Source organism: Candidatus Avedoeria danica (assembly GCA_016703025.1).
Taxonomy (GTDB): Bacteria; Chloroflexota; Anaerolineae; order Epilineales; family Epilineaceae; genus Avedoeria; species Avedoeria danica.
In genome coordinates this window covers 237,503-252,241 of record JADJCV010000001.1, presented here as the reverse complement: position 1 = coordinate 252,241, position 14,739 = coordinate 237,503, and the positions used below count along the sequence as shown (strand labels likewise).

The window sequence follows — 14,739 nt, the reverse complement described above, 5'->3', positions numbered from 1 at the left end:
CCACGCTACAATAGGGCGTACACTCGACCCATTGCCCTCAGGTCTTGGTCAGGTTCGGTCTTCCTGGAGGCCAGCGCATGGAAGGCGTCTACAAACTACCCCTCATCCTCGAACCGCAGCCCGAAGGCGGTTACACGGTGACCTGTCCGATCGTACCTGAATTGGTCACGGAGGGCGACACGCTGGCCGAAGCAATGGCCAACGCGACGGATGCGCTGGCGGCGATCTTCGAGGCGTATCAGGACCTCGATCGTCCCTTGCCGCCGGCCTTGCAGCGCGTTGCACCTGACGCGCCCATTTGGCTGGAGACCGCTGTCCTGGTCGCATGAAGTACCGGGAAGCCGCGCGTCGTCTCGAGGCCCTGGGTTGCCGCGAACTGCCTCGGCGCGGTGGTGGTTCGCATCGCAAGTGGTTCAGTCCCGCCACTGACCGGGTGGCATCGGTTCCGGACTGGGGCTCGAAGGACCTGAAACTGGGCACAATCCGTGCGGTCGTTCGGCAGCTCGGTTTGGACTGGCAGGCCTTTTCCGGCAGCTGACGGCGAACTCCGGATCTCATCTGCTAACGGACGGTGTAACTACGACTCGATGAAGAAGTCCGAGTCGATGCGCTTCACGTCGAAGCGCTCCTCCAACGACACGCCAAGATCAACGTTGATCATCAGTCGCGCGAGTTCGATTCCGTCGATCAGTGAGAGCGTCGGTGTCTGAAGCGCCTTGGCGTAGTCGCGCGCCTCGCGGCTGAACGTGGACGTGGTGATGAACACGCCTTTCGATGCGCCCCGTCCGGATAGCGCGCCAACAAACGCCTGGATCTCCTTCCTGCCGACCGTACTTTCGCCCCAGCGCTTCGCCTGAAGATAGATGTTGTCCAGTCCCAGTCGGTCCTGCTTGATGATCCCGTCGATGCCCTCGTCCCCGCTTCGGCCGACCGACATCCCGGCGTCTTCAAACGATCCTCCATAACCGAGCTGCAGCATCAGCTGGACGATTATCGTCTCGAATCGCGCCGGGGTGACCGCCTTCACCCGATCAAGGACTTCGTCGGCCAGCGCCGACCGAAGTTGAACGTAGGCATCGCGGAGGGCTTCCTGCGGCGTCTTGATCTCCAACTCCGCGCCGGCCTGCAATGCCTTTGGCTCGCTGGCTCGGTCCCGCCGATGGAAGTCCACGAACTCCTGGAACTCACGCAGATCCTGGGGCTTGATGATCGCGGGCGCTCGCAATAGGTAGTCGCGCCCGCGGGGTGTGATGCGACTCAGCCCCCTGCCGGCCTTTTCCACGAGCTTGGCCGCTCGCAAGTACGTGAGTGCCCAGTGCGTTCGATCGTGCCACCGCGATCGGGTTCCGCCCGGGATCATCTCACTACGATCATCGGGAGAGAGGTGCAGTCGGTCAGCCGCGACGTCGGCGACCTCAGTCCAGTGGATGCCATCCTTCGTTGCGGTGGCCTCGAGTGCTGGACGGAGGAAGTAGTAGAACTCCGGCACGGCCATCGTCACGATCCTTCACGGGGAATCGGCGCGAAGCCAGCCGAACAACTGTGTCGTGGCCCGCGGTACAAGTCCGTCGAGCATATCAGGGCACAACGATCCGGACCAGTGGACTCGGAGTTGAGTCAGTCTCCTGAGGATCCACAGCGCGCCCAAAACGCAGCAACCGCCGCAGCCGGTCCCCCAGCCGCGGCGGTTGCCGCCAATCCAAATCGCCAAACCAAACCGTGGATGCCTACTAGAACACCACGCCGTCCTTGGTTGGACATTAGGACACCCGAAGCGTCCGGAAGGTGCCCCCAATTTGCCGAGCTGCTCCCCCAACCCGTGATCCTCCCCCTCCCCCAAGCTTGGGGGAGGGGGTCGGGGGGTGAGGGCCTTAGGCCGCGCGACGGCTCGCTCTACCCCATCGAGTGCAGCCCGACGTGGTTGCCCTCGGTGTCCATGAAGAAGCCGATGTGACCATTCTCGCCGATCGACATCTTCTCCTGGGTCACCGAGCCGCCAGCCGTCGCGACACGCCCGAGCGGCACGGCAAGATCGCCGCCGCCGTTCAGGTAGAGAGTGCAGCCCTTGTTGCCGACGGGCTCGGCACCTTCCATCGACGTCAGCGCGCCGCCGACGCCGTTCTCGCCCGAGGGCAGGAAGACGTATGTGCCCTCGCTGCCGGGCATGTCCTGCAGCTCCTGGCCGAGGACGGCGCCATAGAACGCCCTTGCGCGGGCCATGTCCTTCACCGGGATCTCGAACCAGTTGATCGCGTTCACGTACGTGGACTCCTTTGCGTTCGGACGAACGGGGTGCGGGTGAGCGGCGACGCTCGTACAATCGACGCTTGACGGACGCCGAGGGTGACAGTGTAGAACATATGTTCTGGCGCGTCAAGTCCGTTTCCGTTAAGATCCGGTGATCCTCGCCGAAGCTTTCTTGACGCTCGTCGACCCCTCCCTCGCGACCCCGGAGCCGCTCGCCTGATGCCCGATGCCTCGTCCGCCGTGACCGATCCAACGCACGCCCCCCTCGTCCCGTTCACCCCCGCCGACGACGCCGCCCGCCTTGCCCGCGCCCTCGCCCTGCCGCCCGTCAAGGTCCTCGCGACGATCGCGCTCGTGGACGGCGGCAACACCGTGCCGTTCATCGCCCGCTACCGCAAGGAAGCCACCGGGAGCCTGGACGAGGTCCAGATCCGCGCCGTCGCCGACGGCCTCGAGCAGCTGCGCGCCCTCGACGCCCGCCGGGCGACGGTACTCGCCGCGATCGCCGAGCAGGGCCAGCTGACGGATGCGCTGCGCGATGCCATCCTGGCCGCGGAGACCCGCACGGCGCTCGAGGATCTCTATCTGCCGTACAAGCAGAAGCGCCGCACGCGCGCGATGATCGCCCGCGAGAAGGGGCTCGCGCACCTGGCGAACATGATCCTGCGCCAGGTCGTGACCCCCAAGACCGCCGCCGAGCTGGCGGCGTCGTTCGTCGGCGATAACGTCCCGACCGTCGACGAGGCGCTGGCCGGCGCGCGCGACATCGTGGCCGAGACCGTGGCCGACGACCCGGCGGTGCGCGGCGACACGCGGCGGCGGGCGCTCGTCTACGCCGGCGTCGACGCCGTGCGCAAGGCGGGGGTGGCCGACGAAAAGGGCGTCTACGAGACGTACTACGACTTCCGCGGCCGCGCCGACCGCCTCCAGCCGCACCAGACGCTGGCCCTCAACCGCGGCGAACACGAGGGCGTGCTGCGCGTGAAGGTCACCGTGCCGGAGCGCGACTGGCGGGACGCCGTGGCGCTGCGCTACCGCGCCGACGTGCGCTCGCCGCTGGCGTCCGAGCTGGCGACCGCGATCGACGACGCGGCATCGCGCCTCCTGCTGCCCGCGATCGAGCGCGACGTCCGCCGGGCGCTGACGGAGCGGGCCGAGGCCCACGCCATCGACGTCTTCGCGCGCAACCTGCAGGGCCTGCTCCTCCAGCCGCCGCTGGCCGGCCACACCGTCCTCGGCGTCGACCCGGCCTTCCGCACCGGCTGCAAGCTGGCGGTCGTCGATGCGACGGGGCGGTTGGCAGCGACGGCCAAGATCTACCCGCACCCGCCCCAGAACGAGCGGACGCAGGCGATGTCGACGCTGCGCGACCTCGTCCGTCGCCACGGCGTGACGCTCGTCGCCATCGGCAACGGCACGGCGTCGCGCGAGAGCGAGCGGCTCGTGGCCGACGTCGTGCGCGAGGTCGAGGGCGTGAAGTACGTCGTCGTCAGCGAGGCCGGCGCCAGCGTCTACAGCGCCAGCCCGCTCGCCCGCGCCGAGCTGCCGACGCTCGACGTCACGGAGCGCGGCGCGGTGTCGATCGCCCGGCGGATCCAGGACCCGCTGGCCGAGCTCGTGAAGATCGACCCGCAGTCCATCGGCGTCGGCATGTATCAGCACGATGTCGACCAGGGCGCGCTGGCGCATGCGGTCGACGGCGTCGTGGAGTCCGTCGTGAACCGCGTCGGGGTCGATGTGAACACCGCCTCGCCGGCGCTGCTGGCCCGCGTCGCCGGTATCGGCCCGAAGCTGTCCGAGGCGATCGTGGCGCACCGCGACGCCGCCGGGCCGTTCCGCAAGCGCGCCGCGCTGAAGGACGTCGCCGGCCTCGGCCCGAAAGCGTTCGAGCAGTCGGCCGGCTTCCTGCGGATCCGTGCCGGCGACGAGCCGCTGGACGCGAGCGCGATCCACCCGGAGAGCTACCGGGCCGCGAAGGCCGTCCTGGCCCGCGCCGGGATCGCGCCCGCGACGCCGCCGGAGTCCCGACGCGCGTCCCTCGACGCGCTGCTCGCCGGCCACGACGTGGCGACGCTGGCGGCGACCGTCGACGTCGGCGTGCCGACGCTCGTCGATATCGTGGAGCAGCTCGCCCGCCCCGGCCGCGACCCGCGCGAGGACGCGCCGCCGCCGCTGCTCCGCGAGGACGTGCTGTCGATGGCCGACCTGACCGTCGGGATGCAGCTGAGCGGCACCGTCCGCAACGTCGTCGACTTCGGCGCGTTCGTCGACCTCGGCGTCGAGCAGGACGGGCTGTTGCACCGGACGGCGGTGCCGCTGGGGGTGCGGCTGGGGGTGGGGGATGTCGTGACGGTGGAGGTGGTGCGGGTGGAGCGCGAGCGGGGGCGGATTGGGTTGGGGTGGGTGGGGGCGTAGGTCGCCCTGCTAGCGGTAGACATCGCGACGATGACCGACCTTGACCACCGTGACGGAGTACGCTGCGTCGTCGATGGCATACAGGACGCGGTAGCTTCCCTGTCGAACGCGGTACTTGTCGAGGCCGGACAGCTTTTCGCATCCAGCCGGGCGCGGCTCCGCGGCAAGGGCGGCGATGCGTTCGACGATGCGCCGCCGGTCGTCGATCGGAAGGCCCTCGAGTTCCTTGGCGGCCGAGGGCTTGATCTGGAGCTTATAGCTTGCCACGGCGCTTGAGGTCCCGCACGACGGTCTCGAAATCGAGATCGGGCTCGGCGACCCGTGCTTCGAAGGCTTCGAGATCGCTGGCATCCTCAAGCAGGCTCCGCCGCACGGCGGCGTTCACCAACTCCGAGACGCTCTGGTGGGTCTCGGCCGCCTTGTGTCGCAGGACACGGTGGAGGTCGGGCTCGAAGTAGACGGTGGCGCGTTTGGCGGTGCTCATGTCGGCAGTGTAGCGTTATGACGTTATGACGTCAAGCGGACGTGCGCATGTGACCGCGCCATGATCCGACCATCGTTTCACGTTGATCAACCATCCCGTTGCCGGCGCTCGTTGCCGTACATCGCCGCCCATCGCCAGGAGACCCATCATGCGCCGTCGGATCGCCGCCGTCCTCTTCGCCCTCGCCGCCGTCGTCGTGTCGACTGCCCAACACCCTGAGCCGCCGGCAAACGCCGACATGCAACGCCTGTTCCTGCCGATCGTCGCCCGCAACGCCCTCGCCGACCGCGGGCCGATGACGCGCTGGACGGCCTACGCCCGCACGCGGTTCAACGACCTCGTCGTCGACGCGAACGGCATCGTGTTCGCCAGCACGGACGACGGCGTGCTGCGCTGGGACAGTGCGAGCGCAACGGGCGAACATCGATGGCTGACCGAGGCCGACGGCGTACCGGCGGGTCCGATCGGCGCGCTGGCCCTCGACGCGGCCGGCAACCTCTGGCTGGCCGCCAAGCCGACGGAGACGATTGCCGATGCGGACGCGACGACGGGCGTGCGGCGCGTGGCGCCCGATGGGACGTGGCAGGCGTTCACGACGGCCGATGGGCTGGCGGGTAACGCGGTCTATGCCATCGAGGTCGATCCCGAGGGGCGGGTGTGGGTGGCGGCGTGGCACGGTGTGAGCCGGCAGGAAGCGGATGGGACGTGGACGACCGTGCGGAACCCGAACGAGAACCTCAGGTGCGACGGCCTTGACTGCCGGCACACGAAGCTCGCGATCGCCTTCGGCGGCGGGATGGCGTGGTTCGGCAATGCCGGGGGCGTGTCGCGCCTCAATTCTTCCGGCCGGTGGTACGAGTGGGCGGCCAACCCCGTGCACCGGATCGCGGCCGATCGTCTGGGTGGCTGCTGGACGGCCGATGCGCAGGGGGCGTACGTCACGCGCTACGGCGCGGACAACGTGACGCACGGTGTCGCCGCCCGGCAGCGCTACTCCTTCGCCCCGGCGGACCTCGTCTTCGACACCGCGGACCGGCTCTGGGTGGGCGGCGCGAACAACGTGGAAAGCATCGGCGCGGACGGTCGGTGGCGGGTAGAGGGCGGCCCAGCCGGCCTGCCGACCGACGGCCTCACGCGCCTGGCCGTCGACCCGGGAGGCCGCGTCTGGGCCGCGCTCGGCGGCACGATCGTCCGCGTCGACGCCGACGGCCGCGGCCCGGTGCTGCGCGTCGGACTGCCGCTGGCCGGCGGCCGCGTCAATTCGATCGCCCCTGACCTGGATGGAAGCGTGTGGCTCGGCATCGCCGACAACGCATCGCCGCTGGGCGGGCTGGTACACATCGACCGCGATGGGCACTGGACGAGCCGCGGGCTGCAGGCCGGGCAGCCGGACCCGGCGGGCGTCGGGCGGGTGCTCGTCGGCGCCGACGGCACGCTGTGGGCCAGCGATGGACAGCGGCTCGTGAGGCTTGGCCCAGACGGTACCGAAACGCTGTTCGAGAGCCGCGCGCTCGACGCCCGGGCATACTTCGGCGACCTCGTCCTGGATGGTGACGGCACGCTCTGGACCGACATCCGCGGCAACGACGAGTCGACCCCCGCCGACGGCATCCTGGCGATCTTCGCGGACGGGCGGACGCAGCACCTCACCCATCTCCCGATGAGCCCGGACGGCCCGACCTACGTCCAACATCCGATGGCCTACGATGCCGGCCGCCGCGAGCTCTGGTTCGGCGGCTTCGGGCTCACCGTGCGCGGCGCGGGCGGCGACTGGCGAGTCGTCGACGCGCCGGACGGCCTGGCGGACGCGTACGTCCAACGGATGCTCGTGGACCGCGCCGGCGGCCGGTGGTTCGCGTCCGGCGACGATCTGTGGTCACTCTCCGCCGATGGACGGTGGTCCGATCGGCGGGCGGAGTTGCGCTCGGCCTTCGCCGGCAAAGCGTACGGCGGGATCCAGGCGTTCGCAGCCGACATGGAGGGCGGCATCTGGTTGGGCACGGAGGGCGGCCTCGTCCGACTGGACGCCGATGGCCGGTGGCAGCGGATCGCCGTCTCGGCTGCGCGTCCGGACGAGGTACGCGACTGGCAGCGGGTCTTCGCGCTCGCGTTCGACGGCGCCGGGCGGCTGTGGGTCGGGACCGACGCGGGGGTGGCGCGGTTGGAGTGATCGTGACGTTCCGGGCATGCTCTCGGCGCCGTTCTATAATCCGGGGCGATGATCGACGACCCCGCCAGCACCCCGCCAGTCCCCACCTTCGACGCCGACTACTACGCCCACGGCTGCGGCCGCCCCTACGTCCGCGACGACGTCTGGATGGCGTTCTTCGGCAGTGTGGCCGACCGCATCGTCGCCGACATCGCCCCGCGCACCGCAATGGACGTAGGCTGCGCGCTGGGCTTCCTCGTCGAGGCGCTCCGGGAACGCGGCGTCGACGCGCGCGGGATCGACCTGTCGACGTACGCGATTCAGCAGGCCCATCCCGACGTCGCGCCATATGTCGCGGTTGCCAGCGCCGCCGATCCGCTGCCGGGACGATACGACGTCGTGACGTGCATCGAAGTCCTGGAGCACATGCCGCCGGATGCGGCGGACCGGGCGATCGACGCAATGACCGCGGCGGCCGACGACATCCTGTTCTCGTCGTCCCCGACGGACCACTCCGAGCCGACGCACGTGAACGTCCAGCCGCCGGAAGCGTGGGCCGCCGCCTTCGCCCGCCGCGGCTTCTACCGCGACGCCGACTTCGACGCGACGTTCCTCACGCCCTGGGCCGCCCGCTTCCGCAAGGTGGACGGCCCGCTCGTCGGCGTCGTGACCGCGTACGAGCGGCGGCTGTGGCGGCTGGCCGACGCGAACCACCAGCTGCGCGAGGCGAACGGGACGCTGCGCGCCGCCGCTGCCGACACGCAGCGCGCCCTCGCCGAGCGCGACGCAGAGCTGTCGACGCTGCGCGCCGTCGCCGCCGCGCGGGATGCCGCCGAAGCGCGGGCGGATGCGGTGCGCCGCGACCTCGACGCGCTGCGTTCGACGCGAACGGTGCGCATGTCGAGGGCGATCGGGCGGTGGATCGGGCGCCGGGTCGCGCGGCGCGGTGCGGGCGAGGGAGGGGATTGACAGCGGGGCAAAAAGGACGTATTCTGGCCCGCGCACCATCGAACATCTGTTCAGGCAGGCCGCTTACCGGCGGCGATCCCATGACACGAAGGAAGGATCCGTCATGAGCACCGTCCGCGTCCTCGTCGGCACCAAGAAGGGTGCCTTCATCTGCACGTCCGACGCCGCGCGCCGGGACTGGAAGATCGACGGCCCGCACTTCGGCGGCTGGGAGATCTACCACGTCAAGGGCTCGCCCGTCGATCAGAACCGCCTGTACGCGTCGCAGTCGAGCAGTTGGTTCGGGCAGGTGATCCAGCGATCCGACGACGGCGGCGCGACGTGGGCGCCGGTGGGCAACGAGTTCGGCTACGCGAGCATGCCCGGCACGCACCAGTGGTACGACGGCACGCCCCACCCCTGGGAGTTCAAGCGCGTCTGGCACTTCGAGCCGTCGCTGACGGACCCGGACACCGTGTTTGCCGGCGTCGAGGACGCCGCGTTGTTCAAGTCGACGGACGGCGGGACGACGTGGAGCGAGGTCGCCGGGCTGCGCGAGCACGCGTCGGGCAAGGATTGGATGCCGGGCGCCGGTGGGATGTGCCTCCACACGATCCTCCTCGACCCGACGAACGCCAACCGCATGTTCGTGGCCATCTCGGCCGCCGGCAGCTTCCGCACGGACGACGGCGGCGCCACCTGGAAGCCGATCAACAAGGGCCTGATCTCGAACTTCATGCCCGTGCCGGACGCCGAGGTCGGCCACTGCGTCCACCGCATCGCGTTCCACCCGTCGCGCCCGGCCACGCTCTTCATGCAGAAGCACTGGGACGTCATGCGCAGCGACGACGCCGGCGACAACTGGCGCGAGGTCAGCGGCGCGCTCCCCAGCGACTTCGGCTTCCCGATCGCCGTCCACGCCCACGAGCCCGACACGATCTACGTGGTGCCCATCAAGAGCGACTCCGAACACTACGTCCCGGACGGCAAGCTGCGCGTCTATCGCAGCCGCAGCGGCGGCCACGACTGGGAGGCGCTGACCAATGGCCTGCCGCAGCACGACTGCTATGTGAACGTGCTGCGCGAGTCGATGGCGGTCGATACGCTGGACGATTGCGGGATCTACTTCGGCACGACCGGCGGCCAGGTCTACGTCTCGCCGAATTCGGGCGACAACTGGACGGCGATCGGCGAGCACTTCCCGGCCGTCCTGTCCGTCGAAGTCCAGACGCTCCCGTGATTCGAACGTGGATCCGAACGTGGATTCGAACGTGACCCCGCGCATGATCCGCGTCGTCCTGCCCTACCACCTGCGCAACCTCGCCCGCGTCGGCGCCGAGGTCGAGGTCGAGGTCGCGGCCGACGGCATCGAGCACGCGACGACGCAGGCCGTGCTCGACGCCCTCGAGGCGCGCTACCCCGTGCTGCGCGGCACGATCCGAGACCACGCGACGCACGAGCGCCGGGCGTTCCTGCGCTACTTCGCGTGCGGTGAGGACATCTCGTTCGAACCGACGGACGCGGCGCTGCCGGCGGCGATTGCGGCGGGGGATGAGCCGTTTCTGGTGGTGGGGGCGATTGCGGGGGGTAGGGGGCGATCCCTCACCCGGCGCGCTGGGGCGCGCCTGCCCTCTCCGCGGGGGCGGGAGAGGGCACGTCCTGCCGCTGGCCGACGACCCAATTGACTTGACTACCCTCAAGAAGGATGGACTCTTCCCCCCGCCCCCGCGGGGGGAAGGTGGCAGCGCCGCAGGCGCTGACGGATGGGGGAGAGTCCGGCGGGCATTGCCTGACCGGCTCTCTAGTACTGCGCCATCCCCCCATCCACCTCGTCGATCCAAGCCCGAATCCCCCCCCGCAGATTCCGCACCTTCCCGAACCCCGCGGTGCGCAGGAACCGGCAAGCCTCCGCGCTCCGCCCGCCCATCAGGCAATGCACGACGATCTCGTCCGCCGAATCGAGTTCGTGCACGCGGGCCGGCAGGTCGCGCAGCGGGATCAGCCGGGCGCTGGCGATCCGGTTGATCTCGTGCTCGTGCGGCTCGCGCACGTCGATCAGGACGAACCGTTCGGCGGAGCGCAGCTTGGCGTCCAGCTCGGCCGGCTCGATCTCGTCGTCGAACGCGGCGTGGTTCACGCCGTGACCGGGCACGCCGCAGAAGGCGTAGTAGTCGATCAGCTCGCGGATCGTCGGATCGTCCCCGCAGACCGGACAGCTTGGGTCGCGCCGGATCTTGATTTCCCGAAAGCGCATGTCCAATGCGTCGTACAGGAGCAGCCGGCCGGCGAGCGGCTCGCCGCGCCCGAGGATGAGCTTGACGGTCTCGGTCGCCTGGATGAGGCCGATCACGCCGGGCAGGACGCCGAGCACACCGCCCTCCGCGCAGCTCGGCACGACGCCCGGCGGCGGCGGCTCGGGGTAGAGGCAGCGGTAGCACGGCCCGTCGCCGTGCGAGAAGACCGTCGCCTGGCCGTCGAAGCGGTAGATCGAGCCGTAGATGTTCGGCTTGCCCAGGATCACGCAGGCATCGTTCACGAGGTAGCGCGTCGGGAAGTTGTCCGTGCCGTCGACGACGATGTCGTAGTCTTGGAGGATGCCGAGGGCGTTCGCGCTCGAGAGCAGCGTGTCGTGGCCCACGACGGTCACGTGCGGGTTGATCGTGCGGATCGCAGCCGTCGCGGAGCCGAGCTTGCTGCGGCCGATGTCGTCCGTGCCGTGGATCACCTGGCGCTGCAGGTTCGTCACGTCGACGACATCGCCCTCGACGATGCCGATCGTCCCGACGCCGGCCGCGGCCAGGTACATCGCCAGCGGCGAGCCGAGGCCGCCCGCGCCGACGAGCAGCACCTTGGCCCGCTTGAGCGCGAGCTGCCCGGACAGGCCGACCTCGGGCATGATCAGGTGTCGGCTGTAGCGCAGGATCTCATCGTGGGAGAGACCGTCGGTGGTCGGCTGATCGGCGTCGGATCGATCATCGTTCGTTGGCAAGCGGGCGGCCTTTCTGCTCTCTGTGCGATCAGCCGGCCGCCACCGCCGCCGCCATCACCTCCGCCACCGCCTGCGCATACCGCACCGGATCGCGCGGCGGCTGGCCCTCGGCCACGAGGGCGCTGTCGTAGAGCAGATCGGCGTACGCCAGGAGGCCGTCGTCGTCCGGCGCCGAGGTGTGGCGGGCGACGAGGGCGCGGACGACGGGATGGGACGGGTTCAGCTCGAGGACCCGCTTGGTGGTCTCGACGTCCTGGCCGAGCGCCTTCATGAGCCGCAACAGGTGGTCGCTCGGACTGCCCTCGGGCACCACCAGGCACGCCGCGCTCGTCGTCAGGCGGTCCGACGGGCGGACGGCCGTCACGGTCTCGCCGAGGAGCGCGGCCAGGCGGTCACACAGCGGGGCGAGGGCGGCGCGTTCGGCGGCCGCGGCCTCCGGCGTCGGAAGGGCGGCGGCGGAACGGGCGCCGTCGGATGCGCCGTCGGCGCCGTCGACGTTCGCCGCCTTGCGCTTCGAGGCGCGCTTGCGGCCACCGCCCTTGGCACCCGCGTCCCCGGCCACGTCCGCATCCCCGTCGGTACCGACATCCGACGCACCGCCGGCCGCGTCGGCGCCGGCCGCGTCCAACGCGGTGTCCGTCGCCCCGCCTGTCGAGGCGGTCTGCGCCCGCGGCGTGATCGCCGAGAGGTCGACGCCGGTCTCGCCGGCCGAGCGGAACGGGACGTCGGCGTGCATCCGGAGCTGGCTGACGACGAGCTCGTCGACGGCGTCGGTCAGCAGCAGGACCTCGATGCCGCGGGCGCGGAAGCCCTCGAGCTGCGGGGCGCCGCGCATGAGCTTGGCGTCGTCGCCGGCGAGGTAGTAGATCGCACTTTGGCCGGCGAGCAGGCGGCCGGTGTACTCGTCCAGCGTGGTGAATCCCTCGACGGCCGTGCTGCGGAACAGCAGCAGGCCGCGCAGGCGCTCGGTGTCGCCGGGCTCGTGGTGCAGGCCCTCCTTCACCGCCGCGCCGAAGTCGGCCCAGAACGTCTTGTAGCGGGCGCGGTCGTCGGCGAGGAGCGTGCCGAGCTCGTCGTAGACGCGGCGGGTGAGGTGGCGGCGGATCGCGCTGATCAGGCGGTCCTCCTGGACCATCTCGCGCGAGATGTTCAACGGCAGGTCCGGGCTGTCCACGACGCCGCGGACCCAGCGCAGGTGCTCGGGCATGAGGTCGCGACACTCGTCCATGATGAAGACGCGCTTGGCGTACAGCTGCAGGCCGCGCCGGCCCTCGCGCTGGTAGAGGTCGAACGGGGCGTGGGACGGCAGGTAGAGCAGCGCGGCATACTCATACTGGCCTTCGGCCCGGACGTGGACATGCGCCAGCGGCGGCTCCCAGTCCCGGGTGAGGTGGCGATAAAAGTCGTCGTACGCGGCGGCGTCGATCTCGGACTTGGGCCGCGACCAGAGCGGCTGCATGGAGTTCAGCGGTTCGCTCGACAGCCCGTCATCCCCCGCGGCCTCGAGCCGGATCGGGAACGCCACGAAGTCGGAGTGCCGCTTGACGATCCCGCGCAGCACGGCCGCGTCCGTGAAGTCCTTGGGCGGATCGCCGCCGTCGGCCGCATCCGCGCCCTGGCCGCGGGCGATCCCCTTGAGGTGCAACGTGATCCGCGTCCCGCGCTCCCCCGGCGGCAGCTTGGCGATCCGGTACGCGTCGCCGCCGCTCGACTCCCAGCGGACGGCGTGGTCGGCGCCGTGCTTGCACGTCACGAGCTCGACCTTGTCCGCCACCATGAACGCGCTGTAGAACCCGACGCCGAAGCGGCCGATAAGGTCCGGCTGGCCGGCGTTGTCACGGGCGGGCGTGTCCGGGTTCACCCCGTCCGCGTCACCGACGACGCCTTCACCGTCGCCGAAGTCGACCGCGCCTGCCTCGGCGTCCGTTGTGCCGTCGCCGTCCGCCGCCCCGCCGTCCGCCGCCACCGCCCGCGCGAACGCCTCGGTGCCGCTGGCGGCGATCGTGCCGATGTTCGCCACGACCTCGTCGTACGTCATGCCGATGCCGTTGTCCGCCACGGACAGCGTACCGGCCGCCGCGTCGGGCAGGAGGCGGATCGCGAAGGGCTCGGTCTGATCGACCGTCGTGTCCGTCAGCGCCAGGTAGCGGGCCTTGTCGATCGCGTCGGACGCGTTGGAGATCAGCTCACGGAGGAAGACCTCGCGCTGGGCGTAGACGCTGTGGATCACGAGATCCAGGAGCTTGCGCGTTTCAGCCTGGAACTTGCGGGTGCGCAGGTCGGACGACATCGGGTCGGCTCCTCGGGTCCTCGGGCGGCGGCACAGGAGGGTTCGACGCATGAGGATAGCAGGGCCTTAAACAGAGGGAGCCGGACGGCGGGTGCCGTCCGGCTCAGCGCTCTGTGAGGAGGAGAAAACGCAACCGCAGTATACGGTCGATTCCGTGACGGTTCCGGTCAGGTTGCCAACGGTGTACCGTTGATTTGGCCGACGATGTAACCGTTAAGGTAACCGTCGATCCTCCCGGCTGGCCCCTGCGTCCTCCCCGCGATACGATCCCGCCATGCCCACCCTCCGCACCTTCGCCCTCACCCTCCTAACGACGCCAACCCTGGAAGCGCGCCTCATTCCCCCGCCGCGCGGCCTGTCGGACGACGACCCCGGCCCGCCGCTACGCCTGACCGAGCCCGCTCGCCCGGCGAACCTGTTGCCGGTGCACGTCCGCCGGTCCCGCGTGCCGGCGTTGGCCGGGTTCGGCGACCCGGCGCTGCGCGTCCGGATCCTGCACGCGCTGGCGAACCACGAGCTGCAGGCCGTCGAACTGTATGCCTGGGCGTTGTTGGCCTTTCCGGATGCGCCACCCGAGCTGCGCGCCGACTTGTTGTCCGTGCTGATCGACGAGCAGCGCCACACGCGGATGTACGTCGCCCGCGTCGAGGCGCACGGCCGGGCATTCGGCGATTTTCCGGTGACGGACTACTTCTGGGCAAAGGCGCCATCGATCACGACGCCGCTGCAGTTCCTGTGCGCGATGGCCCTGACGTGGGAGAACGCCAATCTGGACCACACGACGGAGACCGCGGCCGCGGCGCGGGCGGGCGGGGACGAGGCGTCGGCGGCGGTCATCGACAAGGTGCATGCGGACGAGATCAGACATGTGGCGATCGGCTGGAAGTGGTTGGCACGGCTGAAGCCGGACGGGATGACGATGTGGGACGCCTGGCAGGCGAACGTGGCGTGGCCGCTCCGGCCGGCGCTGGCGCGCGGGCGGCGGTTCCACGCGGCGGGGCGGGTGGCGGCGGGGATGGATCCGGCGTTCATCGCGGCGTTGGAGGCGGCGGACATCGACCTTGACGTGCGGGGCGAGGGGCTGGACGCGCTGCGTTCCGGCCGCGGGTCGGGCGACGAGGCCGTGTCGCCGTCGTGAGCGCGGAGCCGTGAGCGCCGAACGCGCCGAACGCGGCTGGCCCGCCGGCGCCGGCATCCTCGTCGCGAACCTGGATGCG

General features: G+C 70.2%; 12 protein-coding genes and 2 pseudogenes. 8 read left to right on the top strand and 6 right to left on the bottom strand.

Features of this window, described 5'->3' with window-relative positions:
• Nucleotides 1-77 precede the first annotated feature (77 nt).
• Together IPG72_00985 and IPG72_00980 are read left to right on the top strand one after the other, a co-directional pair.
• Nucleotides 78-329 carry a type II toxin-antitoxin system HicB family antitoxin gene (locus tag IPG72_00985; GenBank protein ID MBK6767614.1) on the top strand — a complete coding sequence of 84 codons (252 nt, stop codon included), beginning with the start codon at nt 78-80 and terminating at the stop codon, nt 327-329.
• Nucleotides 326-538 carry a type II toxin-antitoxin system HicA family toxin gene (locus IPG72_00980; GenBank protein MBK6767613.1) on the top strand — a complete coding sequence of 71 codons (213 nt, stop codon included), beginning with the start codon at nt 326-328 and terminating at the stop codon, nt 536-538. The genes IPG72_00985 and IPG72_00980 overlap by 4 nt, the downstream gene beginning before the upstream one ends.
• A gap of 39 nt (nt 539-577) precedes the next feature.
• On the opposite strand, the gene IPG72_00975 is transcribed toward IPG72_00980, so the two are convergent.
• Together IPG72_00975 and IPG72_00970 are read right to left on the bottom strand one after the other, a co-directional pair.
• On the bottom strand, nt 578-1,495 hold the full coding sequence (locus tag IPG72_00975) for a restriction endonuclease (GenBank protein ID MBK6767612.1): 918 nt from the start codon (nt 1,493-1,495) through the stop codon (nt 578-580).
• 398 nt (nt 1,496-1,893) lie between these two features.
• Nucleotides 1,894-2,220: a VOC family protein gene (locus IPG72_00970; protein MBK6767611.1), complete on the bottom strand. Its 327-nt coding sequence runs from the start codon at nt 2,218-2,220 to the stop codon at nt 1,894-1,896.
• Between the two features lie 246 nt (nt 2,221-2,466).
• Between IPG72_00970 and IPG72_00965 the strand changes: the two genes are divergently transcribed.
• Complete coding sequence (locus IPG72_00965; protein ID MBK6767610.1) at nt 2,467-4,662, top strand: RNA-binding transcriptional accessory protein; 2,196 nt, start codon at nt 2,467-2,469, stop codon at nt 4,660-4,662.
• Nucleotides 4,663-4,671: 9 nt separating this feature from the next.
• On the opposite strand, the gene IPG72_00960 is transcribed toward IPG72_00965, so the two are convergent.
• Together IPG72_00960 and IPG72_00955 are read right to left on the bottom strand one after the other, a co-directional pair.
• On the bottom strand, nt 4,672-4,929 hold the full coding sequence (locus IPG72_00960) for a type II toxin-antitoxin system RelE/ParE family toxin (protein ID MBK6767609.1): 258 nt from the start codon (nt 4,927-4,929) through the stop codon (nt 4,672-4,674).
• Nucleotides 4,916-5,146: a CopG family transcriptional regulator gene (locus IPG72_00955; protein MBK6767608.1), complete on the bottom strand. Its 231-nt coding sequence runs from the start codon at nt 5,144-5,146 to the stop codon at nt 4,916-4,918. The genes IPG72_00960 and IPG72_00955 overlap by 14 nt, the downstream gene beginning before the upstream one ends.
• A gap of 148 nt (nt 5,147-5,294) precedes the next feature.
• On the opposite strand from IPG72_00955, the gene IPG72_00950 reads away from it, so the two are divergent.
• The 4 genes and pseudogenes from IPG72_00950 (at nt 5,295) to IPG72_00935 (ending at nt 9,832) form a co-directional block, all read left to right on the top strand.
• The gene (locus tag IPG72_00950) at nt 5,295-7,316 is read left to right on the top strand and encodes a hypothetical protein (protein ID MBK6767607.1); all 2,022 of its coding nucleotides are present in this window, start codon (nt 5,295-5,297) and stop codon (nt 7,314-7,316) included.
• 48 nt (nt 7,317-7,364) lie between these two features.
• Nucleotides 7,365-8,264: a class I SAM-dependent methyltransferase gene (locus IPG72_00945; GenBank protein MBK6767606.1), complete on the top strand. Its 900-nt coding sequence runs from the start codon at nt 7,365-7,367 to the stop codon at nt 8,262-8,264.
• A 103-nt stretch (nt 8,265-8,367) separates the two neighbouring features.
• Entirely contained in the window at nt 8,368-9,483 is a 1,116-nt protein-coding gene (locus tag IPG72_00940; protein ID MBK6767605.1) for an exo-alpha-sialidase, read from the top strand.
• Nucleotides 9,484-9,526: 43 nt separating this feature from the next.
• Nucleotides 9,527-9,832 (top strand): annotated as a pseudogene (locus IPG72_00935) (MoaD/ThiS family protein).
• A 212-nt stretch (nt 9,833-10,044) separates the two neighbouring features.
• Here the strand turns inward: IPG72_00935 and moeB are convergent.
• Both moeB and htpG read right to left on the bottom strand, forming a co-directional pair.
• Nucleotides 10,045-11,181 (bottom strand): annotated as a pseudogene (gene moeB, locus IPG72_00930) (molybdopterin-synthase adenylyltransferase MoeB).
• A 79-nt stretch (nt 11,182-11,260) separates the two neighbouring features.
• Entirely contained in the window at nt 11,261-13,522 is a 2,262-nt protein-coding gene (gene htpG, locus IPG72_00925; GenBank protein ID MBK6767604.1) for a molecular chaperone HtpG, read from the bottom strand.
• Between the two features lie 274 nt (nt 13,523-13,796).
• On the opposite strand from htpG, the gene IPG72_00920 reads away from it, so the two are divergent.
• The gene (locus IPG72_00920; protein MBK6767603.1) at nt 13,797-14,660 is read left to right on the top strand and encodes a DUF455 family protein; all 864 of its coding nucleotides are present in this window, start codon (nt 13,797-13,799) and stop codon (nt 14,658-14,660) included.
• Nucleotides 14,661-14,739 lie beyond the last annotated feature (79 nt).

What these genes read in the sequence shown, in the direction of transcription:
- IPG72_00970 (MBK6767611.1), bottom strand. Translation starts at nt 2,220, where the DNA reads ATGGCCCGCGCAAGGGCGTTCTATGGCGCCGTCCTCGGCCAGGAGCTG.
- IPG72_00950 (MBK6767607.1), top strand. Translation starts at nt 5,295, where the DNA reads ATGCGCCGTCGGATCGCCGCCGTCCTCTTCGCCCTCGCCGCCGTCGTC.
- IPG72_00965 (MBK6767610.1), top strand. Translation starts at nt 2,467, where the DNA reads ATGCCCGATGCCTCGTCCGCCGTGACCGATCCAACGCACGCCCCCCTC.
- IPG72_00980 (MBK6767613.1), top strand. Translation starts at nt 326, where the DNA reads ATGAAGTACCGGGAAGCCGCGCGTCGTCTCGAGGCCCTGGGTTGCCGC.
- IPG72_00940 (MBK6767605.1), top strand. Translation starts at nt 8,368, where the DNA reads ATGAGCACCGTCCGCGTCCTCGTCGGCACCAAGAAGGGTGCCTTCATC.
- IPG72_00945 (MBK6767606.1), top strand. Translation starts at nt 7,365, where the DNA reads ATGATCGACGACCCCGCCAGCACCCCGCCAGTCCCCACCTTCGACGCC.
- IPG72_00975 (MBK6767612.1), bottom strand. Translation starts at nt 1,495, where the DNA reads ATGGCCGTGCCGGAGTTCTACTACTTCCTCCGTCCAGCACTCGAGGCC.
- IPG72_00955 (MBK6767608.1), bottom strand. Translation starts at nt 5,146, where the DNA reads ATGAGCACCGCCAAACGCGCCACCGTCTACTTCGAGCCCGACCTCCAC.
- IPG72_00920 (MBK6767603.1), top strand. Translation starts at nt 13,797, where the DNA reads ATGCCCACCCTCCGCACCTTCGCCCTCACCCTCCTAACGACGCCAACC.
- IPG72_00985 (MBK6767614.1), top strand. Translation starts at nt 78, where the DNA reads ATGGAAGGCGTCTACAAACTACCCCTCATCCTCGAACCGCAGCCCGAA.
- htpG (MBK6767604.1), bottom strand. Translation starts at nt 13,522, where the DNA reads ATGTCGTCCGACCTGCGCACCCGCAAGTTCCAGGCTGAAACGCGCAAG.